The organism is Desulfovibrio simplex, from assembly GCF_055387835.1.
This window is the reverse complement of sequence record NZ_AP042377.1, coordinates 2759411-2785131: the sequence shown is the minus strand read 5'-3', so window position 1 is coordinate 2785131 and position 25721 is coordinate 2759411. Positions and strand designations below refer to the sequence as shown.

Annotated in this window: 12 protein-coding genes; 9 read left to right on the top strand and 3 right to left on the bottom strand. The window is 58.1% G+C overall.

The window, feature by feature from the left end; genetic code table 11:
* The first annotated feature begins 243 nt into the window (after window positions 1–243).
* Both ACZ5DH_RS11470 and ACZ5DH_RS11465 read left to right on the top strand, forming a co-directional pair.
* Window positions 244–1014, top strand: coding sequence for a GntR family transcriptional regulator (locus ACZ5DH_RS11470; RefSeq protein ID WP_464254405.1), 771 nt, complete (start codon window positions 244–246; stop codon window positions 1012–1014).
* A gap of 521 nt (window positions 1015–1535) precedes the next feature.
* Window positions 1536–3848, top strand: coding sequence for a Tex family protein (locus tag ACZ5DH_RS11465; protein ID WP_464254404.1), 2313 nt, complete (start codon window positions 1536–1538; stop codon window positions 3846–3848).
* A gap of 502 nt (window positions 3849–4350) precedes the next feature.
* Here ACZ5DH_RS11465 and ACZ5DH_RS11460 read toward each other — a convergent pair.
* Window positions 4351–6309 (bottom strand): ATP-binding cassette domain-containing protein, encoded by a 1959-nt coding sequence (locus tag ACZ5DH_RS11460; RefSeq protein WP_464254403.1) that lies wholly within the window; start codon window positions 6307–6309, stop codon window positions 4351–4353.
* 307 nt (window positions 6310–6616) lie between these two features.
* Here ACZ5DH_RS11460 and ACZ5DH_RS11455 point away from each other — a divergent pair, with 307 nt between their 5' ends.
* On the top strand, window positions 6617–6805 hold the full coding sequence (locus tag ACZ5DH_RS11455) for a hypothetical protein (RefSeq protein ID WP_464254402.1): 189 nt from the start codon (window positions 6617–6619) through the stop codon (window positions 6803–6805).
* A gap of 1097 nt (window positions 6806–7902) precedes the next feature.
* On the top strand, window positions 7903–17592 hold the full coding sequence (locus ACZ5DH_RS11450; RefSeq protein WP_464254401.1) for a VCBS domain-containing protein: 9690 nt from the start codon (window positions 7903–7905) through the stop codon (window positions 17590–17592).
* Window positions 17593–17799: 207 nt separating this feature from the next.
* Here the strand turns inward: ACZ5DH_RS11450 and ACZ5DH_RS11445 are convergent, their stop codons facing one another.
* Window positions 17800–18723: a phosphoglycerate dehydrogenase gene (locus ACZ5DH_RS11445; RefSeq protein ID WP_464254400.1), complete on the bottom strand. Its 924-nt coding sequence runs from the start codon at window positions 18721–18723 to the stop codon at window positions 17800–17802.
* A gap of 509 nt (window positions 18724–19232) precedes the next feature.
* On the bottom strand, window positions 19233–19418 hold the full coding sequence (locus ACZ5DH_RS11440; RefSeq protein ID WP_464254399.1) for a hypothetical protein: 186 nt from the start codon (window positions 19416–19418) through the stop codon (window positions 19233–19235).
* Between the two features lie 444 nt (window positions 19419–19862).
* On the opposite strand from ACZ5DH_RS11440, the gene epsC reads away from it, so the two are divergent.
* The 5 genes from epsC (at window position 19863) to ACZ5DH_RS11415 (ending at window position 25695) form a co-directional block, all read left to right on the top strand.
* Window positions 19863–20774 (top strand): serine O-acetyltransferase EpsC, encoded by a 912-nt coding sequence (epsC, locus tag ACZ5DH_RS11435; protein ID WP_464254398.1) that lies wholly within the window; start codon window positions 19863–19865, stop codon window positions 20772–20774.
* Window positions 20767–20934, top strand: a complete 168-nt coding sequence (locus ACZ5DH_RS11430; RefSeq protein ID WP_464254397.1) for a hypothetical protein — start codon at window positions 20767–20769, stop codon at window positions 20932–20934. The genes epsC and ACZ5DH_RS11430 overlap by 8 nt, the downstream gene beginning before the upstream one ends.
* A gap of 710 nt (window positions 20935–21644) precedes the next feature.
* The gene (locus ACZ5DH_RS11425; protein ID WP_464254396.1) at window positions 21645–22955 is read left to right on the top strand and encodes an NCS2 family permease; all 1311 of its coding nucleotides are present in this window, start codon (window positions 21645–21647) and stop codon (window positions 22953–22955) included.
* Window positions 22956–23473: 518 nt separating this feature from the next.
* Window positions 23474–24094, top strand: coding sequence for a signal peptidase I (gene lepB / locus ACZ5DH_RS11420; protein WP_464254395.1), 621 nt, complete (start codon window positions 23474–23476; stop codon window positions 24092–24094).
* Between the two features lie 77 nt (window positions 24095–24171).
* Window positions 24172–25695 (top strand): YifB family Mg chelatase-like AAA ATPase, encoded by a 1524-nt coding sequence (locus tag ACZ5DH_RS11415; RefSeq protein WP_464254394.1) that lies wholly within the window; start codon window positions 24172–24174, stop codon window positions 25693–25695.
* The last annotated feature ends 26 nt before the right edge of the window (window positions 25696–25721 follow it).

The window sequence follows — 25721 nt, the reverse complement described above, 5'->3', positions numbered from 1 at the left end:
TCCTGTTGCTAGCCTTAACCAGCCATAAAACAAGATGATCGCTTTCTATTCATTGACAATAAAGGTTGCTTTATGTAGACATATATATCATTCGCGCCACGATGCGCCGAGCGCTGCACATGGTTGAAGGGTGTTCGGCTTTTGAAAATATAACTAATTATCCAGGCAAGTTGACATGTAAAAGCCTGAACTGTGTGGGCGTGGATTTTGTGCGCGGTTATTTTAAATGCCAAGGAACATTACGTGCAGGACTTTTCCGTATTTTTCAAAAATCAAAGGCTTTCAATTTCTAATGCTGACTATTTGCCGGCGTACAAGCTTTTACAGCTAGCCATTTCTGCTGGTATCAAGGAGGGGCTCTGGAAATCAGGAGAACTGCTCCCCCCTGAACGCAAGCTTGCTGATGCTTGTGGCATGAGCGTGGGAACAGTAAAGCGTGCAATGCTTGATTTGGTGCATCAAGGTGTACTGTTTCGGCGGCAGGGTAGCGGCACCTATGTGGCGGGGCCATCCTTTCATCGTCAATATCGGCGGTACTACCTGTTGCTCAAAAATTTTGGCGGAGTAGAATCGGATAACTCGGTTTTTCTTCATTCAATTGAACGAATTTCTGCTGTCGACTCCATCAACAACGCTCTGAACATTGATGGTAGTGAAGAATTATATAAAATAATTCGACTTTTTAGCGAAGATGGGCAAAAATATGTACTCGCGTATTCCTATCTTTCAGCAAAGCAATTTCCCGATCTTAATACGCTATGCCGGGCAAAACTTGAAAATATTCCACTTTTCATTCTCCTTGAAGAAGAATATGGCACTCCGACATTGAAAACAGATGAATTGTTTGCGGCAGTTTGTGCAGAAAATGAGGAAGCAGGTTTGCTTGACATTCCGGCGAGTACGCCATTGCTTAAAATTACATCGCTTGTGTACAGCAATGCTGACACTCCATTTGAGTACCGCATCAGTTATTGTTTGACTCAAGACAGATATATTTTCAGAAGTATAGGGTAGGTTGGGTATGCGGCGGGCCGGAAAGAACTGACAGGGTATGTGCACGGCACGTTGAGCTACTTTTTCAAATTCGGGCGGGAGCAATATGAAGCGCTTTCGGCGCGTCTTCCGGCAACAGGGCATGGTGCGGCAAACTCACGCCGTCTGGAAGCTGTCCTGATGTTGCGATGATTGCTCGATCCTTCCACAACGCATGCAATGAAACGTCAGTGCTCCTGCCATAGGAGACACGAATGAAACGAAGCCGAAGAAGTGGGTTCACTTCTTCGGTCCGGTCAACTGCACAACCAAACCGTTGGGGCCTTTTCACGTTGAAATGCCGGGGTGGCTGCGCGCAGGCATGCTGGGGATGCTCAAGAATTCGCTCGTGCATTCATCCCTGTTGCGTCAGCTGCCTGCCTCCTCCTCGACCGTATCTCCTTGCCGGGCATATGCAAAAACGGTATGTACTGCCGTGAGCGCCCGTCGGCGCACGCCGCCCCTGCGGCCCTGTTTTTCTTCACCGAACCAAAGGATTTTTTGTGCAGTTTTTTGAGCAGATCGCTAAAGAGTTGAGCATTGCCCCAGGTCAGGCCAAGGCCGTGGCAGAACTCCTGGACGAAGGGGCCACCATTCCCTTTATAGCCCGCTACCGCAAAGAGGCGCACGGCTCGCTGGACGAAGTGGCCGTCACCGCCGTGCGCGACAGGCTCACGCAGTTGCGCGAGCTGGAAGCGCGGCGGCAGGCCGTTCTCGCGTCCCTGACCGAGCGGGATCTGCTCACTGACGAACTTCGCGCCAGCGTCATGGCCGCCGAAACCATGACGGCTCTGGAAGACGTGTACCTTCCCTACCGCCCCAAGCGGCGCACCCGCGCCACAATGGCCAGAGAAAAAGGCCTTGAGCCGCTGGCCCTGACCCTGCTGGAGCAGGCCGCCAGCCTCTTGCCTGAAGAAGCCTCGAAGCCTTTTGTGGATGTGGAAAAAGGCGTGGAGTCCGTAGAGGCCGCTCTGGCCGGAGCCCGTGACATCATTGCTGAAATTGCCAGCGAGCACGCTGCGGCCCGCGCATCCATGCGCGAGTATTTCGCCCGCAAAGCCGTGGCGGCGTCCAGCGTGGCCAAGGGAAAGGAAGAGGAGGGGGCCAAGTTCCGCGACTATTTTGACTGGCAGGAAAACGCCGCCAAGGCCGCGGGGCATCGTCTGCTCGCCATGCTGCGTGGTGAGGCGGAGGGCGTTTTGACCCTGCGCTTTCTGCCGGAAGCCGAACCGGCCCAGGCGCTTTTTCGGGGCATGTTTGCCAAAAATTCCTCGCCAGCGGGGCAGCAGGTTTGCGAAGCCGTGGACGACGGCTATAAACGCCTGCTCGCACCCTCGCTGGAAACGGAACTGCGCGCGACCCTGCGTAAAAAAGCCGAAAGCGAAGCCATTGCCGTGTTCGCCAGGAATTTGCGCCAGCTTTTGCTGGCCTCGCCGCTGGGGCAAAAGCGCGTTCTCGCCATTGACCCAGGCTTTCGCACTGGCTGCAAGATCGTGTGTCTGGACGCGCAGGGCGCGCTGCTGCACCATGACCTCATCCATATTTTGAGCGAGGGCCAGCGCAAGGACGCCGGGGACAAGGTGCGCAAGCTCGCTGCCGACTACGGGGCCGAGGCCATAGCCATTGGCAACGGTACGGCGGGGCGCGAGACGGAAAGCCTCGTGCGCTCGTTGCAGCTTTCGCTTCCTGTGCTTGTGGTCAGCGAGAGCGGGGCCAGCGTGTATTCGGCCTCCGAAACGGCGCGGCGCGAATTTCCCGACCTGGACCTTACGGTGCGCGGCGCTGCTTCCATCGGTCGCAGGCTTATGGACCCGCTGGCCGAACTGGTGAAGATAGACCCCAAGGCCATTGGCGTTGGCCAGTATCAGCACGATGTGGACCAGGCTGACCTGAAAAAGAGCCTGGACGATGTGGTTGAAAGTTGCGTGAACGCGGTGGGGGTGGAGGTGAACACGGCCAGCGTGGAGCTTCTGACGCATGTTTCCGGCCTCGGCCCGGCGCTGGCCAGGTCTGTGGTGACCTACCGCGAAGCCAACGGCCCCTTTGCCCAGCGCAAGGATCTGAAAAAAGTGCCGCGCCTCGGGCCCAAAGCCTTTGAGCAGGCGGCTGGGTTTTTGCGCATCCACGGGGGGGCCAATCCGCTGGACGCTTCAGCCGTGCATCCCGAATCCTATGGAATCGTCAAGGCAATGGCCGCTGATCTCGGCTGCTCCGTGTCAGGCCTGCTTGCCGACGCCGAAATGCGACGGCGCATCAGGCCCGAGGCCTATGTGACGGAAACCGTGGGGCTGCCCACGCTTCGCGACATCCTTGCCGAGCTGGAAAAGCCTGGCCGCGACCCGCGCGAGGCCTTTGAGGCCTTTGCCTTTGCCGAGGGCGTGACGCGCATTGAAGACCTCGAGGCGGGCATGCGCCTGCCGGGCATCGTCACCAATGTGACCAACTTCGGCGCTTTTGTGGATATAGGCGTGCATCAGGACGGGTTGGTGCACATCAGTCAGCTGGCGGACAACTTTGTCAGCGACCCGCACACGGTGGTGACCGTGCAGCAGCAGGTAAGCGTCACCGTGCTGGAGGTGGACGCGGCCCGCAAGCGCATATCCCTGTCCATGCGCAAAAATCCGGAAGCGGCCCCGGCACGGGAGCGGACTCGCGATCAGGCACGCGATCAGGGCCGCGAACCCAAGGTCGCAAAGCCGCAGTCCGCGCGCGAAAACAGGCCGCGGCCCAAAACTGACAATCGTCAGGAGCGCCAAAAGCCGGAGCAGGGGCACAGGCCCTTTCAGGACATGCTCGCCAAATTTGGCAAGCGGTAATGGGTAGGGTGAATAATAAAGGATGAATGCTTTGTGGGGGAGGGGCCCGTTGTTAGAGCAGATTAACTTTGAGAATATACGTTCTCAAAGTTTAAGGCACGCTCACTTCAGCGTTTAACCGCGCAGATAAACTGCGCTTACGCCTCAGTAGCGAACGTCTGCTCACGCAGCCGTCAGAGCAATTTAGACCAAATTAACTTTGAGAATAGACATTCTCAAAGTTTAAGACACGCATACTTCGGCGCTTAGCAGCGCAAATAAATTGCGCTTACGCCTTCGCTGCGGGCGCCTGCTCACGCAGTCACCAGAGCAATTTCAAAGTGAAAATGCTCTAAAAGTTAAATTGCTCTAAGAAAACACTGATTAAAGAGCCTGTTGGAAACGCGCAGTTGTTTCGTTTGGCAAGGCGCGCTCTTTTTTTGAAGCAGGAGTGGACTCTTCCGTCCTCGACTGTTTCAAAAAAAGTGAAGCAACGCCGCCAAACGGAATAAATCAGCGTTTCCTAGCCGAGCTCTTCCAGCCTTTGCTCCACTGCTTCCCAGCGTAACAGCAGTTCCGTCTGCTCTTCTTCCAGCGCGGCAAGGCGTTCGGTTGTGCGGGTAAAGGCAGCCGGATCCCTGGTGAAAAGCTCAGGGTCTGCCAGGGCCGTTTCAAGGCGTGCCTGCTCCTGCTCCAGCGCGTCCAGACGCCCCGGCAGGGCTTCCAGTTCCCCGGTCAGCAGGTCGAATTCCCGCTGCTCCTTGAAATTGCGGCGGCGGGGCCTGTCGGGCGGCTGTTGGCCTGCCTGCTGGCATGTCTGCGGGCCTGACCTGCCGTTTCTTTCATCGGGTTTTTTGTCCTGTGTCGGGACGGGGCGCTGGCGCAGCCAGTCCGTGTACGCGCCAACGTATTCGTGCGCCTTGCCGTCGCCTTCAAGGGCGATGACGCTGGTGACGAGATTGTCCAGAAAGCTCCGGTCATGGCTGACAATAAGCACTGTGCCCGAATATTCCGCCAGCAGTTCTTCAAGAAGTTCCAGCGTTTCCACATCCAGATCGTTGGTGGGTTCGTCCAGCACCAGCAAATTGGAGGGCCGGGTAAAAAGCTTTGCCAGCAGCAGGCGGTTGCGCTCGCCGCCGGACAGCGCCTTGACCGGCAGGCGGAGGCGGTCAGGGGTAAAGAGAAAATCCTGCAGATATCCGGCCACATGGCGCGTGTTGCCACCCACGGTGACCACGTCGTTGCCTTCCGCCACGCTGTCCATGACGCTTTCTTCCGGGTCCAGGCTCTCGCGCAGCTGGTCAAAGTAGCTGATCTGCAAATTGGTGCCAAGGCGCACCGCGCCTTCCGTCGGGGCCAGCTCGCCAAGCAGCACGCGCAGCAGGGTGGTTTTGCCGGTTCCGTTGTCGCCGATAAGGCCCACGCGGTCGCCGCGCTGGATGATGGTGGAAAATCCGCTGAAAAGCGGCGGCTTGCCGGGGTAGGCAAAGGCGACGTTGTCCGCCTCGATGACAAGCTTGCCCGAACGCCCGGCCTCCTGCGCGGCCATACTCACGTTGCCCTGTTTGTCGCGCCGCTCGGCGCGCTCGACCCGCAGGGCCTCAAGGGCGCGCACCCGGCCCATGTTGCGCGTGCGGCGGGCTTTGATGCCCTGACGTATCCACGCCTCTTCCTGGGCGAGTTTTTTGTCAAAAAGCGCAAAGGCGCGTTCTTCGGCGGCCAGGCGTTCTTCACGGCGCTCGGGGTAGCGGTCGAAGCCGCAGGAATAGCTGTGCAGCTTGCCCCTGTCGATCTCCACCACCCGCGTGGCGAGTCGCCGGGAAAAAGCCCGGTCATGACTGACGAAAATCAGGGTGCGGGCCTTGCGCAGCAGAAAGTTTTCCAACCAGGTTATGGTAGCCAGATCAAGGTGGTTGGTCGGTTCGTCCAGAATAAGGTCTTCAGAGCAGACGAGCGCCCGCGCCAGTGCCACACGCCGTTTTGTGCCGCCCGAAAGTGAGGCGAACTCGGCATCCGGGTCCAGCTCCAGATGGTTGATGACGGCGAGGACCTCGCCGTAGCGCTCCCAGTCTGAAGTCAGGTGGAGGTCGGCCCCCTGCCCGGCGGCGCTGCCGTCAAAAGGCGCGTGATTGGCCGCCTCCGCGCTGTTGGTGACGGCCGTGTCAAGCCCCGTTCCGTTATGAGCGGCGGCAAGGGCCTTGCCTTCGTCGCCAAGGGCCTCGGCCACCAGGGAAAACACGGAACCTTGCCAGTCTTCGGGCACGTCCTGGGGCATCTGCCCTATCTGGGTTCCGGGGTGGATGATGATGCCCGAATCCGGCTGAAACTGACCGCCAAGAAGCGCCAGCAGCGATGATTTGCCCGCGCCGTTGCGGCCGATGAGGCAAAGCCGTTCGCCGGTTTCAACGGAAAGGTCCGCCGCGTCCAGCAGCGGCTTGCCGCCAAGGTTCAGGGTCACACCCTGCATGCTCAAAAATGCCAAGAGGTTCTCCAGCGCTATCAATAATAAATATGCCCGGGGTAATGGCGTGTCGCCCGCACATGCGTTTTTTGCTGGCAGCAAAGATCAGGCATGGCCCGTAAGCGCCGCACGCAGGCGGGGCGTACCATGAGCGATTTCCGCGTTCAGGCTCCCTGCACGCCGCCTGCCCCTGCACACCGCCTGTCCCGACTGCTTCGTCTGGCGAGGCGTATGAATACCCCAGCGGGCGCACTGACGCAACGGCCTCACAGTCGGCCGCCCGAAACGCAGTCGCCCGCTCTGACCGCCCGGCTGCAGGGCGTTGCCAATGACGGCTGTGGACGGCTTGCGCAAATGGAATGTTGCCCGCAGTGCCGGTATGCGCCGCGCTATCGTGATGGCGCAGCTGTTTTTGTATGCCCGACATTGCTATATTACTTACGGTTCTCTTTTTTTGTCCGCAGGCGAAAATTACGGGCCTCATCACAAAAAAGTAAAGAAGGATGCATACGTATAGAGCATGTTACCCTTGAAAAAGGGTACATACCCTAACGCTGCACAAGAGCGGTTTACGAATGAAATAAGTTAACTGCTCTAAAGTGCAGCGTGCCGCAGCATGGCGCGGGTTCTGCCGAGCTTCAGCCGTTGCGACGCAGGCTTAAAGCAACGGCTGCCGCAAAGACAGCATTGGTTATCCGTAAGCGGTAAAGACCCGCTGACGGCTACCGCAAATCGCGTTTTCCGGCAGAATGCCAAATTGAAATGTGGGGCGTTTCAAAGGCAATAGGTTTCAGATACAACATGACTGTAAAAGGCTGCTTGAACAGTGCGCACTGCTGCTTTGACAGCAATGCTGTCGTATCTTTAATGTGCAATTTTATATTTTACGGAGCCATCCGATAATCTGTCCGCTACAAACGTGAAAAACCTGACCTGATTTGTGCAGCAAAGCCTGATGGAAAAGTACGAAGGCGCAGTTGCCGCAGCGGGCAACTGCCTGGCGCTGCCATGCATCAGCATGTGTGAATCCCGACACAAGAAGTTGTATTTCGGTAAGGGAATATGGGGCAGATATGACTGCATGGATTGCCGTGTTTGGCGGCTTCGGAGTTGTCAGAACTGCCTGCCAGAAACAGAAACTGTGGTGTAGCGCTGTCAAAGCATAGCAGCACGGTGGTAATTAAAAATACAATGTCAGAATTATAATTCTTGACATGTATATAGGCATGACGTTAAATTCGGCTTGCCAAGAACGAGAACTGTTGTTCATAGCGTCTGAAGTGTGCTTTGCTGTCAGATGCCTTTGTTTACGTTCTTGTAGCGGAAATTGCCCCTGAATTTCCCCATTTGCCTTAACGCTTCATTGGGCCTGTTGCGTAATCAGGGCCATGATGTTCGCGAAGATCTCCGCGCTATGGCAGCTTTTGCGCTGTGCGGTGATTCATTCTGCGTGGAAGATTTCTCTTCCTCTTCTTTACACTATATTGGTGCCTTTTTTGCATCGCTTGTTTCGCGCCGTCTGGTTTATGGCGCGGGCCAGCTTTTTTATTTTGTACGTATTTTCTAAAACGCAGTTCTTCTTTACCAGGAAGCCTGTAGGAAAGGTGCATTCACATGGCAGACGTCAAGCTTTCACGCCCGGCCCAAGGACAGCATATTGTTGTGCCCAGCACTCCTGATGCCCGCATGATTCTGGATTTTCCGGCGGATCAGGTGAACATTGACCGGCCCGAGGGTTCCAATAGCCTGTTTTTTCAGTTTGGCGACGGTGCATCAATAGAATTGCAGAATTTTTATACGGCATACAATAAAGAAGAAATGCCGGAATTTCAGATCGATGATCAGATAATCGCGGGCACGGATTTTTTTCAGGCATTCGGGCCTGATCTGCTCCCCGCTGCCGGGCCTGCGGCCAGTGCCGAGCGCGGCGCGCGCTATAGCGAGTATGCCAATATGAGCCTTGCTGAAGGCACCTGGCATCTCAACGAACTTGATTACCGTCTGGCTTTTGACGCGCAGCAGTCAACCGACGAGTGGACGTATGGCGTTCTTGACAACCTCGCCCCCACCTTCAGCACCGGCGGCGCGCCCATCACGCTCGGGCTTACAGAAACCGGGTGGGACGGTAAAAACACCGCCATTCCCGCCCCGGTACGCGCCACGGGCAGTTTTACCGTGCAAGACCCCGATGGCGACAGCCTCACCGCGACCGTCAGCATTGGCGGCAAGACCGTGGCTGTCAGCCTTGCTGGCCCGACGACCGTTGAGAGCGACTACGGCACCCTGGTCATCACGCCCAAGGGCGGCGGCTCCAACGTTACTTTTGATTTCGAGTATACCCTCAAGGAAGAGCCGTACAGCAAGACAGACCAGCTGGCTCAAGGCGAGCAGGTTACCGACGGCATCGTCATATCGGTCAACGACGGCAGGGGGCATACGGTCACTCAGCCCATCAACGTGGTCATCACGGGCAGCAATGACGCGCCGGACATCACGGGCGTGAATGATTTGACGCTGAAAGACGATGGCGTGTGGGCCAGTGGCAACCCCGTTTATGATGATGAAAAAAAAGGCTACGTTCTTAATTCTGATGAAAAAAATCCCACCAAGGGGGTCGGCACGGGGGATGGACAGCATCTGTTGACCGTAACCGGCAAGATTGTAGCCGTTGACCCCGACCACGGCGACAAGCTGACCTACGGCTTTGAATCCGTGACCATCAACGGCGTAACCACGCCCCTCACGCCCGATTCGAGCGCAACGCCGCAGGGTGGTTTTGATACCGTTTACAAGGTCGATGGTTACGGCGAACTGCACCTGAATTCCGAAACCGGCCAGTACCGTTTTGTCCTCGATACCAAGGAAGGCAGCACCGTGGACAAGCTGGCCGAGGGCCAGCCTGTAACAATTTCCTTTACGCCCACCGTGCAAGACGAGCATGGCGCTCCTGATAAAGATCTCGCCAAAATGCGCGACAGTCATGACACGCCTGGCGGTGAAACGGTTGACATCACCATCATCGGCAGCAACGAACGACCCACGGTGTCGGCAAATTGGGACGCTCCAGACACCGATGGCGTGGGCGTCATCACTGAAGACGCCGCCAGCAGCATCATCGGTCATGCCGTGGGCGCGGACCGCGACGCGGGCGAAACGGCTACCCTGCGCTATGGTTTTGTGCACGTGCAGGAGGATGGCGAAAAAATCAGCGTGGGCGTTCTGTATGTCAAGAGCGGTGCTGACGGCCAGCCTGTGCTGACCACGGAAGCCCCGGGCGATCTGGATGGCAACGGCTATTATGGCAAGTTCGTCATAACTCAGTCAGGTACTGACGCGGGCGAGTATCGTTTTGAAATGTACAACAAATCCGCCGATGTGCAGCGCCTGCGCGATGGACAGGCTTTCAAAGATACGCCGCTCGAAGTGGACGTCGTGGCGCAGGACGAGAAAGGCGCTTTTTCCACGCAGACCATCAGTCTGCAACTGGTGGGGGCCAACGATGCGCCTGAAAGAACCGGTCCGTCTGCGGGCAAGGACGCTCTTTCCGTGGAAGAAGCGGGTGTGGGCGACAACCTTGCAGACCCTATGGGCACGGTGGCGGGCAAGTATGCCGATGGCGGCACGCCGGAGTATTCTTTCAAGGTGTACGACCGCGACGCGGGCGACGTGCAGAATGTCAAGATAGTGCTTTCCGGCGGTGAGCTTGTGGAAGCAAAATCTGTTGAGGCGCTTGATGGGGGCGTTTACAGCATCAAAACCGCCTACGGCACGTTTACGCTCACGCCCGCCAGCGTCACGGACGCCAACGGCGGAACCACCACCACCTATACCTATGCGTTCGCGTTGGATGATTCTGATGTGGTGGAAAAACTCAGCGCGGGCGACGTGCTCAACTACACTGCCACCATCACCGTTACTGACGAAAAGGGCGCAGCGGAACAGCAGACTGTGACCGTAAAAATCGACGGCACCAATGATGCCCCAGAGCTTATTATGGCTACTCGCACGCACACCGCCTGGGAAAACGACACTATCACAGGCACTTTTACCGTGACGGACGTGGACAGCGACGGCGTAACCACCACCTCAGAGGGTCATACTGAACTGGCCAACCATAAACTTTCGCTTGAGTTTGACACAACAGAAAGCAAGGTGAGCGGCGGCACAGCCGACACGCCCGTCTCCACCAACACATCTTCTGCCACACCGTCTGAATGCAATGAACCTGCCGTGCTTGTGACCAATTATGGCACGCTCACGGTCAAGCCCGACGGCACCTATACCTTTGCACCCACGGCGGACGCGCTGGACCAGGGTGACAGCGTCACCCTAAAGTTCAACGTGACTACTACTGACCGCCATGGCGCGTATGATACAAAACCCATTGAAATCACCCTTAACGGCGTTAATGATGAGCCCACCGGTGGTTCGGATAGCGCCGTGGCCCTCGAGGTAGTGGAGTCGGGCCTGAGTGCTGACGCCGGTGCCAACTTTTACAATAAAGTCTCGGGGGGCAAGGAATCGGACGGCAGTTCCTTTACCGTCAAGGATGTGGACGCCCATGACACGCAGACCGTGACGCTGCTCCTCGGAGGCGAGGCGGTGACCCTTGTCAACAAGGGCGACGGAACGCTGGTGTATGAGGGAGAGTACGGCACGTTCATCATCACGCCTACGGGCGGCAGTTTCAATGACAACGGCTCCCTTTCTCCCACAGTGGTGAACAATGGCATCACCTATGACTACAAGTTTGTGCTGGACAATGACAAGGTCAACAGCCTGAACGAAGGCAAGGACCCGGTGCTGAACTTCGTGATCAAGGTGACGGACAGCAGCAGTGCGAGCACCTCTCAGGCTGTGGATGTGACCATTGATACCGTCAACGACATTCCGCTGATGACGTGGAGCGGCATCGGTCTGCATGAAGACGGCGTGCAAAACGGTAATGTTGCGTACGTTGGAGAACTCACACAGACCGGGAAGATTGAAGGATACTACGAAGGCGGCAGGTTCGACCCGGACAATACCAATGACGAGATGACCTTCAAGGTGCACGGGCTGAGCAACGGCACACAATCTTGGGATGTGGTCAAGGGAAACAGCGATCCTTCTTTCGGCGGCACGTCGCTTGGCGTCATCATCGATGGTACGATGCCCGACCGCGCCGCAACAGTGGAAATCCTGGGCGAAAAATCCGCGACTGCTGCTGATGGCGCGCCGCACCAGTATATTCTTACCAATTACGGTCTGCTGGACCTCAATACAAAAGACGGTTCATACACCTTCACCTTGAGCCCCACTGCGGAAGCGCTGGCGAATCTGGGCTTTGCGGAGAGCTATGCGGCGACCATCGCCGCCAATGTAGACAGTCTGGCCAAGGATGATGTGCTGAAATTCAGCTTTCAGGCATCTGTGACGGACCCCGGTGACCTCACCGGCACGCACATGATTGGCGTGACCATCACCGGAACCAACGACCAGCCCACGCTTTCGCTGGACTCCCTGCAGCACTACAATGCCGGCCAAGACCGCTTTGAGGTCGCCGAGGGCCTCAACACCAATGTGAATGGAACCGGCGACGCGGCCGTGTATACTCTGGGCAAAGCCGTGGGTGACGATGTCGACTACGGGCACAAGCTGGAGTTCGGCCTGGGCAGCGGCACGGTGCTTGAAGCTCAGGGGCAGGCTCCCGCGGGAGTGTCGGACAAGCTCAGCTATACGGCTTCAGGCGGCGTTATCACCATGAAGGGCGACTACGGCACCCTGAGCCTCAACACCAGCACCGGCGTACTTTCCTACAGCGTGGATAACGCCATTGACAGCAAGGCCAACAAACTTGCTGAAGGTCAGACCGGGTCCGACGTCTTTACTGTTCTGGTCAAGGACGAATTCGGCGCGTGGACCACGAAACCCTTCACCGTACAGGTGACCGGGGTTAATGATCCGCCGTATCTCAAGGACGGTGATACGCTCAGCGGCCTCAAGGAAGCCGGGGTCCAGAACGGCGGCAATGTGGCCGAAGCCGGGGTGGGCGTGAAAACGGGCCAGCTCCTGGTGGCGGACCCGGACTCCGCCCTGGCGGAAAAGCCCTACAGCATCACGGGTGGCACGCTGGAATCGGACGGCATCTGGATGTCCAGGGAAACGACGTACGGTACGCTGCGGCTCAATACTTCCACAGGGGCGTATGAGTATAAGCTTCGTAACGATGACCCGGATACGCAGCATCTGCGCGCTGGGCAGAACGTCACGGAGAATATCGGCATCACGGTGAAGGACGCGGCAGGCGCCACCCTGTCCACAAGCATCAAGGTCAATATTGCAGGCACCAACGACCAGCCATCTCTCAAATTTGTGGACAATGCCGGAAACGAACTGCTCAACGGCAACCTTACCGTGGGTGAAGACCGCGTGGACGGGCAGCAGGCGACAGGGACGCTTGGCTACCATGATGATGACATAGGCGATAGCCACACCTACCATCTGGTGAGCGCCGCCGCCGGCGAGGCCTATATTGGCGGAACCACCGCCACCGGCACGCCCGCCACTGCTTCGTCTCTGACAGGCAAGTACGGCACGCTGGAAGTGAACCCGACAACCGGCGCCTATACCTACAAACTCGCCAACGACAGCGAAGCGGTGCAGAACCTGACATCCAAGGATCATCCCACCGAGACCTTTTATGTGATGGTCAAGGACAGTAACGGCGGTTTCGACATCAAAGCCATTACAGTGACCGTCAACGGTGCGGACGACCTGGTCAAACTTGCCACCACAGACGTGCAGATGGCCCAGGTCACCGAAAGCGGCGTGAAAACCAATATTCCGAATGAGGACGAACCCGGCAAGGACGCCACAGGCAGACTGGCGGTCAGCATGCCTGCTGACCCCGATGCCGAAGGCGGGGCCAAGCACCTTCAGTTCGGCTTCAAGATCACCGCTGCTGACGGCAGCGTGACCTATGTCCGCCCCGGGCAGGGCGAGCAGGGAATCAGCTATACCGTGAAGGGCTACGGTACCCTCACCATTGATAAAGACGGCAATTACTCTTTCACGCTGGATAATGCCAGCGCCAAGGTAAACGAGCTCAATGCCGGTGAAAAACCCCTGCTTACGAGCCTTATGGGCGGCGGCGCCAGCAGGATCGAGCTCGCCGTGTGGGACGATCGCCACACAGACGACAGCTTCTGCACCACGCAGCGGCTGGAGCTGACCGTCAACGGCACCAATGATAAGCCGTATTTCACGGCCAACGGGCAGGAAAACACGGATGATTTTATTTTGAGCAGCCGCACCGGCTCGGGATCGCTCACTGAAGACAGCCCCCTCAAGTCCGAGCTCACAGGCAAGCTCACGGCTGCCGATCCGGACAAGGCCGACACGTCCGTCAGCCTCAGGTTCACCCTCGTGCAGAGCGACGGCAGCCTTACCCAGGTGATAGAAGGCAAGTACGGTTTTCTGCATCTGGCGGAAGACGGCACGTATAAGTACATACTTACCGATACCGCGAAGCTCCAGAAGCTCGACCTCAATGAGGTGCTCAGAGATGAAACGTTCACCGTGCGCGTGCTGGACAAGCTCGATGCGTATACGGACAAAACCCTGGTCATCGAACTGACCGGGCAGGAAGACAAGCCTCTGGTCGTGGACAATGGCGATCTGCATGTAAAAGAAGATATAACGCTTACCAGCTCGGGGCAGCTCCACGTCAACGTGGTGGACAAGGGCGATGTTTCCCTGGGCGACAACCCTGATGTTGCCTATAGCTTCAGCAAGGACGGCCATACCATAACGTCCATTGACGGCCAGTACGGCACTCTGAAGCTGCACGCCGACGGCAGCTATACCTATGAGCTTGATAATACGAAACCTGTGGTGAACGCCCTGAATGTGGGCAACAGCCTCACAGACAGCATAACCGTTACCGTCAATGCCACGGGCGCTGACGGCAGGACAGTGGAACAGTCCGTCACCATCCGGGTAGGGATTGACGGCACCAATGATGCCCCTGTGCTTCACGGCACCGAAGTGGAGCAGGCGGTGGTGCGCCAGGGCATGCTGCCTGATTTCGACGGCACCTCCAACCCCAACTGGGCCAGCGTAATAGCCACAGGCAAGGTGAACGATACCGCCACGGATGTGGACAATAGCCACAATGAACTGCGCTACATGCTGCTGAACAATGATGGTACTCCCGTTTCCGCGCTCCAGACGGAATACGGCACCATTGTCATGAGTGCGGACGGCTCGTATACCTACTACCTTGATACATTCAGCACTCATCTGAAGGACGCCCTGAGCAAGGCCGGCGGCGCAGATCTTGAGCAGGCCATCCGCTACGTGGTGGTGGACCCGCATGGTGCCGTTTCACAGGAATCCAAGGTACTGCATATTGAAATCAAACCCGGTCTGGGCTTTGGCGACGGCAGCCTCGTCAATCAGTTTTATGAGCTGGACAAAAATAACAGCGATCTGGCCCTGACCATTCGCGAAGATGGGGGCGACATCGCCAGAACCATCGGAAGCGGCACCCCGCCCGAGGATACCCTGACCGCCACGGGCCATGTCAGGGGCAACCTGACTATATTGGGACATCCGATACTGCAAGCCAATTACGGAATCGGCATCAAGAATGCGGATGGGGATCAGGTGCAGAGCAGCGCCGGTAACGGCGAGATGGCACTCAGCGGCAAATATGGCTACATTGTCGTAAATCCCGTCAGCGGCGAATACGTGTACACCCTGTTCAACGGTTCGGAACAGGTGCAGGAACTCAAGGCCGGTGAAACCAGAACGGAAAGTTTTACCCTGATGCACAATGGCGTGGATTTGGGTGAAAAGATCGTCATTACCATTCAGGGCACCAACGACAATCCCGTTATCAGCCACGCCGACAACCGCACCATCACCGAGCAGCCCGATGCCGCTGATCCTGATGCCCCGCGCTTTGCCCATGCCGTCAGCGGCAGCATCGTTGCCTCCGATGCGGATAAGGACGAAACCGGCGGGCTGAGTTGCACAGTGAAAACGAATGCCCAGCTTGGTAGCGTGGCGTTGGTCAAGGGGGCCGACGGGGAATGGACGTATACCTATACCCCCAACAACGATGCTCCGCACGACCTCAAAAGCGGTGAGACGGTACACGACACCTTTACCGTACGGATTTCCGATGGTGCGGGCGACTATGCGGACAAAACCATCACCGTCACCTACGAGGGCAAGAATAACGCGCCCACAGGCGTGGCGGCGTCGATGGGTATCAGCGAGGGCGATGCGCCCCTCAACGGTACCTGGAGCGACCTTGTCGACCTGCTTCAAATTAAGGACGACAGGTCCATTGAAAGTCTGACGTTTCTGGTCAGCAACAGCAGCGCCGCGACTGGCTCGATGGTGGCCCGCGGAACCTACGGCACCCTGTTCCTGGATGGCAACGGCAACTATACCTACAGCCTCGACAACGCCAGCGATAAGGTGCAGTCCCTCTATGACGGGCAGAATGTTGAGGATGTCTTTTACGTGACCGCCAAGGATGCCGAAGGCGGCGTTTCAAAGTCCATTGCGCTCACGGTGAACGTTACGGGCACCAACGATGCGCCGCAGGTCAGCCTCGAAAAAGTGCTGCTGGTGCGTGAAGATACACAGGAAAGTGATTCCGGCAAGACTATTGTGCTGGATAAGGATGCCGGCGACGTGCTGACCTACAGCGTGATTTCCGGCGAGACGGCGAAAACCGATTCTTTTGTCAAGGTCGGCGCGGGCGATCAGAGCATCACGGTTGCAGGCAAGTACGGCAATCTTACGCTGGCTGCGGACGGTACCTATACCTATCATATGACCAGTCATGAACTGGGTGTGGGCGAAAAGGCTGATGAGATGTTCACCATTACAGTGGCGGACAACCACGGCGGCACGGTGTCGCAGGATCTCAAGGTTTCCATCGTCGGAGCCAACGATGCTCCTGTCATTGATTTCGTGACCTACGCGGCTGATGACGGCGCTGGCCACAGTGGCGGCAGCCTGACCTTCCACGATGCCGACGCTACGGATCATCTCAGCCTTTTCCTCAGCTACGACGGTAAGGAATACGCCATAACCAACGGCGGCGACGTCACCGTTGCGGCACTGGGCGTCTTCAGCTTTACCGAGAACAGCGAGGGACACTGGAGCTACGTATTCACGGCTGATGCCGCCCTGTCTGGAGCCATAAGGGCCGGCACAGAGGGTGACCATTTCTTCGATGTGTCTGTGGGCGTCAGTGATGGTCATGCCGAAACCGTGTACCACGACCTGCCCGTGAACATCCTTGGCACCAACCAAGCGCCGGTGCCCTTGCTGGCCGGGATGGACGGGTTCCACGCCTGGTCAGGCACTCTCGCTGCGGATGCCGACAGCAGTGTGTTGCATTTCGATGCCGTAGGCGACAAAGAACTGGCGTTCGGCACGATGCATGTGGATGCTGACGGCAAGTACTCCTACTCGCTGCATACGGACGAAGACGCCATCGGAAAAATGAGCGCCGCGTATCAGGAACACGGTTCTCTTGTGGAAACCTTCGGCTTTTCCGTCACGGACAATGCCGAGCACGGCACTCCTGTGACCGGCACCCTGCATATCAATATTGATAAAGACGACTGGGACGGACACGGCGGCAAGCTGATCTTCGGCACAGAGGCAAATGATTCTGATCTTGGTGCCCTGCACGGCGGAACCGGCAACGACATCCTCTATGGCGGCAGCGGCGACGACCACCTGTACGGCGGTGACGGCAACGACTATCTCTTTGGCGGCGACGGCAATGACCACCTTTACGGTGGCGCTGGTGACGACCACCTGTACGGCGGCGCTGGCAATGATTTTCTGGACGGCGGCGCTGGCAATAATCACCTGTACGGCGGCGACGGCAATGATATCATGGTGTATCATAATGGCGACAGCCTGGACGGCGGTGCCGGTCTTGACTTCATGCTCGTGGATTCTTCCACAACCACAGAAGACATGAATACCCTGCTGGGCGTTGCCAAGGAGGTAGAAGTGGCTATCAAGGGCACCAATGGCCAGACTGCCGCGGAACTTGGCCTTACCGACCTGGGCAAGTTGGCGGGTGTGGGCATTCATGTGGTTGACAGTGAGGACGGCAAGCAAACCACCATGACTCTGACCAGCGGCTGGGCCGACAAAGGCGGTGGCACGTATACCAACGAAACGGAACATCTGACCCTGAGCATCGGTGCCGATCATCCGAACATTGTAATAGATGACACCGCCAGCGAAGTGGCCAAGTTCGTCATGACGCACTCGTCATAGGTGGGAACAAACAATCAACAAGGCCCGCCTCGGAATTAAGGGGCGGGCCATTCTAGAAGCTTGTCTTCTCAGGCCGCAATGCCTATCGGGTAAGTGAGGGCGACCATGTGAGTCAACATCCGTCGCCTGTGGGACACGTCCCCGCGGGTTAAGCGTCTTGCGCCCCGGCTGGGAACCTTCCAGCCGGGGCAACTGCATGTTAGAGGCCTACAGCCCCAAATCACGCAAAAGGTTGTCCACGGCCATATGGCCCATGCTTTCCGTGGCTCCGGCAGTGGAGGAGGAGCAGTGCGACCCCATCACAAGGTTGTCCAGCGCATACCAGGCCGGATCCGCCGGGGGCTCCTGCTCGAACACGTCCAGCCCCGCGCCGTAGATGCTGCCGGCCTGAAGGGCGGCCAGCAGGGCGGCTTCGTCAATAAGCCCGCCGCGCGCGGTGTTGATGATGACCGCTGTTTTCTTCATGGCGGCGATGCGCCCGGCGCTGATGCAGTTGCGGGTTTCGTCCGTCAGCACCGTGTGCAGGGTGATAAAGTCCGCCTCGCGGCAGATGCGGTCTACATCCGCGCGTTCGACGCCTTCGCCCTTGGCCCAGGCTTCGTCCCAGGCGATGTCGTGGGCCAGAATTTTCATGCCAAAGCCCTGAGCGCGTTTGACCACGCAGCGGCCAATGGCTCCAAGGCCGATGATGCCCAGGGTTTTGCCGTAAAGGTCGATGCTGGTGATCTTGCCCCAGTCTTTTTCACGGCAGCGGCGGTCAATGAGCCCGGCCTTGCGCGCCACCATCAGCATGAGGGTCAGGGCGTAGTCGGCCACGGCGTTGCTGTTGGCCCCAACCGTGCGCGACACCGCGATGCCGCGCTGCTTGCAGGCTTCAAGATCAATATTGTCCAGCCCGACGCCGTATTTGGCGATGGCCTTGAGTTCCGGCGCGGCGGCCAGCACAGAGGCGTCCATAGGGTCAACACCCAAAATGACGCCCTGGCACGAGGCCAGTTTTTCACGCATCTGTTCGGCGGAAAGGATGCCGCCCGTGTCGTTGCGCACGACTTCAAGCCCGGCCTGCGCCAGACGGTCGAACAGTTCGGGATTGGTTTTGCCAAAAGAGCGGGGAGTAACAAGAATTTTCACTGTGATACCTCTTGGGGGCGGAGTGGGCCACGCGAATGGGGCTAAAAAAACACTGATTAAAGAGCCTCCTGGAAACGCGCAGTTGTTTAGAGCAATTTAACTTTTAAATTGCTCTGACGGCTGCGTGAGCAGACGTTCGCTACGGAGGCGTAAGCGCAGTTTATCTGCGCGGTTAAACGCCGAAGTGAGCGTGCCTTAAACTTTGAGAATGTATATTCTCAAAGTTAATCTGCTCTAGTCTGGCAAGGCGCGATCTTTTTTTGAAGCAGGAGTGGACTCTTCCGTCCTCGACTGTCTCAAAAAAAGTGAAGCAACATCGCCAAACGGCATAAATCAGCGTTTCCCTGAACCCGCAAAAATATCCGGGGCGGCTGGCGTACAGGCTTACCCCAAGACCAAAAATTGTCAACGAGCCCCCGCGCCGTCAGAACAAATGCGGGCCACGGGCACGAGGGCACGAAAATTCTCCCCGTGGCTCCGTGGCCCGCATGCCGGCGCGTCGGCGGCGATCAGACTTCGATGTTGATCTTGCCGCCAATGCCCTGAGCCGCCAAACCGGCATCCTTGTCCATGCGCATCTGCATTTCCTGCCCCTTGTTGATGCTGCCGTTGATCACAGCGGCAGACATGCTGGCCTGAAAATCCAGAGCTTCACGACTTATGGAAACACTCATGCCCATCTGCACGTCATTCATGGCATGCTCCTTTGCGGCGGGGACGTGCCTGCCGCAACAGCCTTATCGGCTGGTTGGCGAAAAAAACTTACCCCGGCGTCACGCTGTCCACCGCGCCTTGCAGCGCAGCGTCGCCGCGCCGCGCGGTACCGCCACCGGCCGCTGGCCGACACAGAGCCGCCGCAACGCCGCAGAGCCGCCGCCTGAGACCACCGTCCACCGCGCCGTTGAACGACGCGGAGCCGCACGCTAACGGTGTTGCTTGAGCCTGCCGTTCAGTATACAAGGGAAGCACTGATTAAAGAGCCTCTTGGAAACGCGCAGTTATTTCCTTTGGCAAGGCGCGATCTTTTTTCAAGCAGGAGTGGACTCTTTCGTCCTCGACTGTTTCAAAAAAAGTGAAGCAACGCCGCCAAACGGAATAAATCAGCGTTTCCCAAGAAAAGAAAAACACAGGATGCTGCTATGAGTGAAATGCGTGACCTCAAGGCTACGACCATGCCTCTGCTGGATAGCGTGGTTGAGCGCCTTTGCCACCCCTCGTCACTGGACGCGGTGTGGCATCGTCCGGCTCAGGGCGCGGCCATGCCTTCGCTGAAGGACCTTACCGAAATTATGGAACGTCTGCGGGCGGCCATTTTTCCGGGGTATTTCGGTTCCGCGCGGGTATGGCGCGAGTCCATGCGCTACCACCTTTCGGCCAATCTCGATACCATTTACCGCATGCTGTGCGAGCAGATAGTGCGCGGCTTCTGCTTTGGCTGCGCGGGCGAGAGCAATCCCTGCACGTCCTGCGAGTCGGATGGTGAAAAAGCCGCCGAGGCCTTTATGGACCGCTTGCCGGAGATTCGCCGCCTGCTGGCCAGTGACGCCAAGGCCGCCTATGAGGGCGACCCTGCCGCCACAAGCCCCGGTGAGACCATTTTTTGCTATCCGTCCATGCAGGCCATGCTGCACCACCGCATCGCCCACGAGCTTTACAGCCTCAAGGTCCCGGTGATTCCGCGCATCATTTCAGAAATGTCGCACTCGGCAACGGGCATTGACCTGCACCCCGGCGCGAGCATTGGCGAGGAATTCTTCATCGACCACGGCACGGGCGTGGTCATTGGCGAAACCTGCATTATCGGGCGCAACTGCCGTCTGTACCAGGGCGTTACCCTGGGGGCTTTGTCCTTTCCCAAAAACGCGGACGGCACCCTGACCAAGGGCATACCGAGGCACCCCATACTCTGCGATAACGTGACGGTGTATGCGGGGGCCACCATTCTTGGGCGCGTGACCATAGGCAAGGGCGCTGTCATTGGCGGCAATGTGTGGATCACCCAGGATGTGCCCGACGGCGCGCGCATTCTTCAGGAGCGCCCGCGTGCCTGATGCGGATTTGCGGCGGCCCGGCCGCCGGCTTTCGCTGCGTCTTTTGCTGGTGGCCCTGCTGGGGGCGCTGCTGGCATCTCTGCTGCTTTCCGGCTGCGGACAGGGCGTGCGCGTGCAGCCCAAGGGACAGGTGCAGACGAGCATAGGCGTGGGCCGTTAGGGAAATCGTTAGGGAAATACTGATTTATTCGCGTTTGGCGTTGTTGCTTCGCCTTTTTTGAGCGGGGGCAGGACGGAAGAGTCCAGCCCCCGCTCAAAAAAGACTCGCGCCTGGCCAAACACGAAAATGCAGCATTTCCAGGTATTGCTTACAAGATTATGGGAGCCATTTAATCAGCGGTTCCTTAGGGTTCTTTAATCAGTTTTTTCCAAAATAATTCCACAACTCCCCGGCAGCGTACGGCAGCCGGGGATCCTTCGTTTTTTCAGGCATGGCGTGGATAAAAGGAAGCGCTGATTAACGAGCCTCCTGGAAACGCGCAGTTATTTCGCTTGGCAAGGCGCGATCTTTTTTTCAAGCAGGGGTGGGTTCTTCCGTCCTCGACTGTTTCAAAAAAAGTGAAGCAACGCCGCAAAACGGAATAACTGCGCGTTTCCAAAAGTCTGTGGACATGACGGGCCGTCTGTGGCATGCTGCCGCCTTCATTACGCAGGCGGAAACATGCCTGCACATTCGTTTCATATCCATACAGTTTGTTGCGTCCATATGCCCCTGCCCCGTCCGGAGCCTGCTGCCTGAATCGCAAAGGCAGCATCTCGCCATTGAAGACGGCGCACCCTGCGGGCGGCGTTTTGTTTTTTTTGTTTTTTTCTGGGGCGGGTTTTAATGCCCTAACCCCGTCTGGCGTCGCACAGCAAGGAGGAAACGCCATGAGTGTGCTGGAAAAACTGTTCAATCCCGCCGCGAGAGGCAGCACGGTCAAAAGGGAAATGCTGGCCGGTCTCACCAGCTTCATGGCCATGTGCTACCTCATCTTTGTGGTGCCCGGCATGCTGGCCGACGCGGGCATGCCCAGGGATTCCGCCGTGGCGTCCACCATCTGGGTGACCATTCTCGCAACCCTTGTCATGGGCGTATGGGCCAAGTTTCCCGTGGGCGTCGCTCCGGGGCTGGGCATTACGGCCTTTTTTGCCTACTACGTCTGCGGCCCTGCGGGCTATTCCTGGCAAACGGGCCTCGGGGCCGTGTTCATATCGGGCATAGTCTTTCTGCTGCTCACCGTCACGCGCATCCGCCAGCTCATCATCAATGCCGTGCCTATGGATCTCAAGTTCGCCATCGTGGTGGGCATCGGGGCCTTTATTGCCTTTATCGGCATGAAGAGCTGCGGCATCATCGCGGCAGACCCGGCCACCTTTGTGACTCTGGGCAATCTTGGCAATCCCAAGACCCTGCTTTCCGTGGTGGGCATTTTTCTTATTGGCGGTCTGCTGTCGCTGCGCGTGCGCGGGGCCATGATCATCGGTATTCTGACCATCACCGTGGCGGGCATCTTCCTTGGCGTGTCGCCACTGCCGCAAGGGCCGGTTTTTTCCGCCAGCCTGCCCATGCCCACCGAGACCTTCATGCAGATGGACATCAAGGGCGCGCTGCACCACGGGCTTGTTTCCATCATCTTTACCCTGACCATGGTCGACCTTTTCGACAACATGGGCGTGCTCATCGGCCTCTCGCAGAAGGCGGGCTTCATTCGTGAAGACGGCCACATCGAAAACCTGGACAAAGCCCTTATCACCGACTCTATGGCCACTATGGCCAGCGCCGTCATGGGCGCGACCACCGCCACCAGCTATCTTGAAAGCGCGGCTGGCGTGGCCGAGGGCGGCCGCACGGGCCTCACGGCCGTCACCATTGCCGCCCTTTTCTTTCTGGCGCTCTTTTTCTCCCCACTGGTGGGCATGGTACCCGCCTACGCCACAGCGCCCGTGCTCATCATCGTGGGCGCCATGATGATGCAGGAAGTGGGGCGCATCTGCTTCAAGGACTTCACCGTGGCGCTGCCCGCCTTTTTGACCATCATCAGTATGCCCCTGACCTTCAACATCGCCACGGGCTTCGGCTTCGGCTTTGTGAGCTGGGTGGGCATCAAGGCCCTGGCCGGGCGCTTCAAGGATCTCAACCTTGTCATGGTCTGCATCGCCCTGTGCTTTGTGATCAACTTTGCCCTGCGCCTGCCGTAGACAGTGTCGTCACGAGCGCCTTTTCAGGCATCTCTTTGTCGAACTTCGCCTTTTATTCCGGTCGAGTACCATCAGAGTACACTCCCTACATAAAAGGCTAGTTCTCCTTGATATGACTGAAAATTCATCTCGTGGCTACACTGTCTAGGCTTGGGCGCCCCGCGCATATATCAGGGAAACGCTGATTTATTCCGTTTGGCGGCGTTGCTTCACTTTTTTTGAAACAGTCGAGGACAAAGAGTCCACTCCTGCTTGAAAAAAGCTCGCGCCTTGCCAAAGGAAATAACTGCGCGTTTCCAGGAGGCTCTTTAATCAGTGCTTCCTTAGCGTCCAGCCCATATGTTCAAGACCCCGGATACTCCGGGGTCTTGTTTTTTGAGCGGGTGGCCGTTGTGAATATACATTCCAAAGTAAGTTCAGTTTGAACCCGCCTTGCCTTTGGCCGCGCATAAGTGCATACTTTGCAGCCTGCATATAATTGGGCCGTAAGGGCCATAAAGAATAAGGAACAGCACCGTATGACCACGCTTTTGAGATCTGCGCCTCCCAAGAAGCCCTTGTGGCGCGAATATGGCGAAGCCCTTTTAGTGGCCTTGCTGCTTGCTCTCGTAATTCGTACATTCGTCGTGCAAGCATTTAAAATACCTTCAGAATCCATGCTGCAAACCCTGCTTGTGGGCGATCACCTGCTGGCCAGCAAGTTCTCCTATGGGGTCAAGGTTCCCTTTACCAATTACTACCTCTACAAGGGCAATGACCCGCAGCGCGGCGAAATCATCATTTTTGAATACCCCAACGACCCCAGCGTGGACTACATCAAACGCATTGTGGGTGTGCCCGGCGATATTATCGAGGTGCGCAACAAGCAGTTGTACCGCAATGGCGAGGCCGTCAAGGAAGGTTATATCCGCTTTACCCAGCCTGACCGCATAGAGCCGGTGCGCGACAATTTCGGCCCGGTGACGGTGCCCGAGGGCAAATATTTCGTCATGGGCGACAACCGCGACAATTCGCTGGATTCGCGTTTCTGGGGATTTGTGGGCCGCAACGCCATCCGCGCCAAGGCATGGCGCATCTACTGGTCGTGGGGTGGGCTTGGCGACATGCGCTGGGACCGCATGGGCAAAAAGGTGGAATAGACTTTAAGGTGTAGCCCCGGCGTTTGCGTGAGCGGACGCCCACCGCTACGGCGGTTGAAGCGTTGCAAGGAGGCCCGGTGGTAGTCCGGCTGAACAGCGGCGGCGTGGAAGGCGTGGACGCCTATCCCGTGGAACTGGAAGTGGACTTCGTGCGCCAGGGTCTGCCGGGCTTCACCATGGTGGGGCTGGCAGAAACGGCGGTGCGCGAGGCCAAGGACAGGGTTTTTGCGGCCCTGAGGGCTGCCGATTTCAAGCTGCCGCCCGCGCGAATCACCGTCAATCTGGCTCCCGCCTGGCGGCGCAAAAGCGGGGCCAGCTACGACCTTCCTCTTGCCGCTGGCCTGCTGGCCGCCTCTGGCGCCATTCCCGCCGGGAGTCTGCAACAATTCTTCATGGCCGGGGAACTCTCCCTGAGCGGCGATCTGCGCCCGGTGAGCGGCGTTCTGCCGCTGGCCTTGCTGGCCCGCCAACGCGGCGCCGCGGGCATTATCGTGCCGCCGGGCAATGGGGCTGAAGCCGCCGTTGTGCGCGGCCTTTGCGTCTATACTCCCCGCAATATCGCGCAGTGCGCGGCCTTTCTGGCCGGGATGGAGCCTCTTGAGCCTCTGCCGGAACCGGAAATGGACGATCTGCCTCCCCTGGGCCACGGCCTTGATTTTGCCGAAGTCAAAGGGCAGGAGGCCGCCAAGCGCGCGCTGGAAATAGCCGCGGCTGGCGGACACAACGTCTTGCTGCTCGGCCCTCCCGGCAGCGGCAAGACCATGCTCGCACAGCGCCTGCCCACCATTCTGCCGCCACTGGACTTTGAAGAATCGCTTGAAGTCACCAAGATTTACAGCGTCGCCGGCAAGCTGTCCGACCATCAGGGGCTGGTGCGCCAGAGGCCGTTTCGCGCGCCGCACCATACCATTTCGGACGTGGCCCTGGTGGGCGGGGGAACCTATCCGCGCCCAGGCGAGGTCAGCCTTGCCCACAGGGGCGTACTTTTTCTGGATGAACTGCCGGAATTTCAGAAGAGCGCGCTGGAATCGCTGCGTCAGCCGCTGGAAGGCGGCGTTGTTCACATTGCCAGATCCGCGCACAGCGTGATCTTTCCCGCCGCCTGCATGCTGGTGGCGGCCATGAATCCCTGTCCTTGCGGCTATCACGGCGATCCCATGCATGAGTGCAGTTGCCGCCCCGACCAGCGTGCCCGCTATCAGGCGCGCGTGTCCGGCCCCATGCTGGACCGCATTGACGTGCATGTGGAAGTTCCCGCCGTGCCCTATGCGGATCTGCGTCAGGGCCGCGCCGGAGAAGGCTCGTCCGCCATGCGTGAAAGGGTGCTCGCGGCCCGCGCGGTGCAGCGGCAGCGCTATGGCGCTGACGGCCCGCACTGTAACGCGGAGCTTTCAGGCGCGCTGCTGGACGAGCATTGCGCGCTCGACGCCGCAGGCCATGATTTGATGGAAGCGGCCGTGAACCGCCTTGCCCTGTCGGCCCGCGCCTGCGCGCGGGTGCTGCGCATGGCCCGTACCATTGCGGATATGGAGGGGCGGCAGCGCATAGACGCCGCCCATCTGGCCGAGGCCGTTTCCCTGCGAGTTCTGGACAGGGGATAACCTGCTTTTTGAGTGCCACGCAAGCG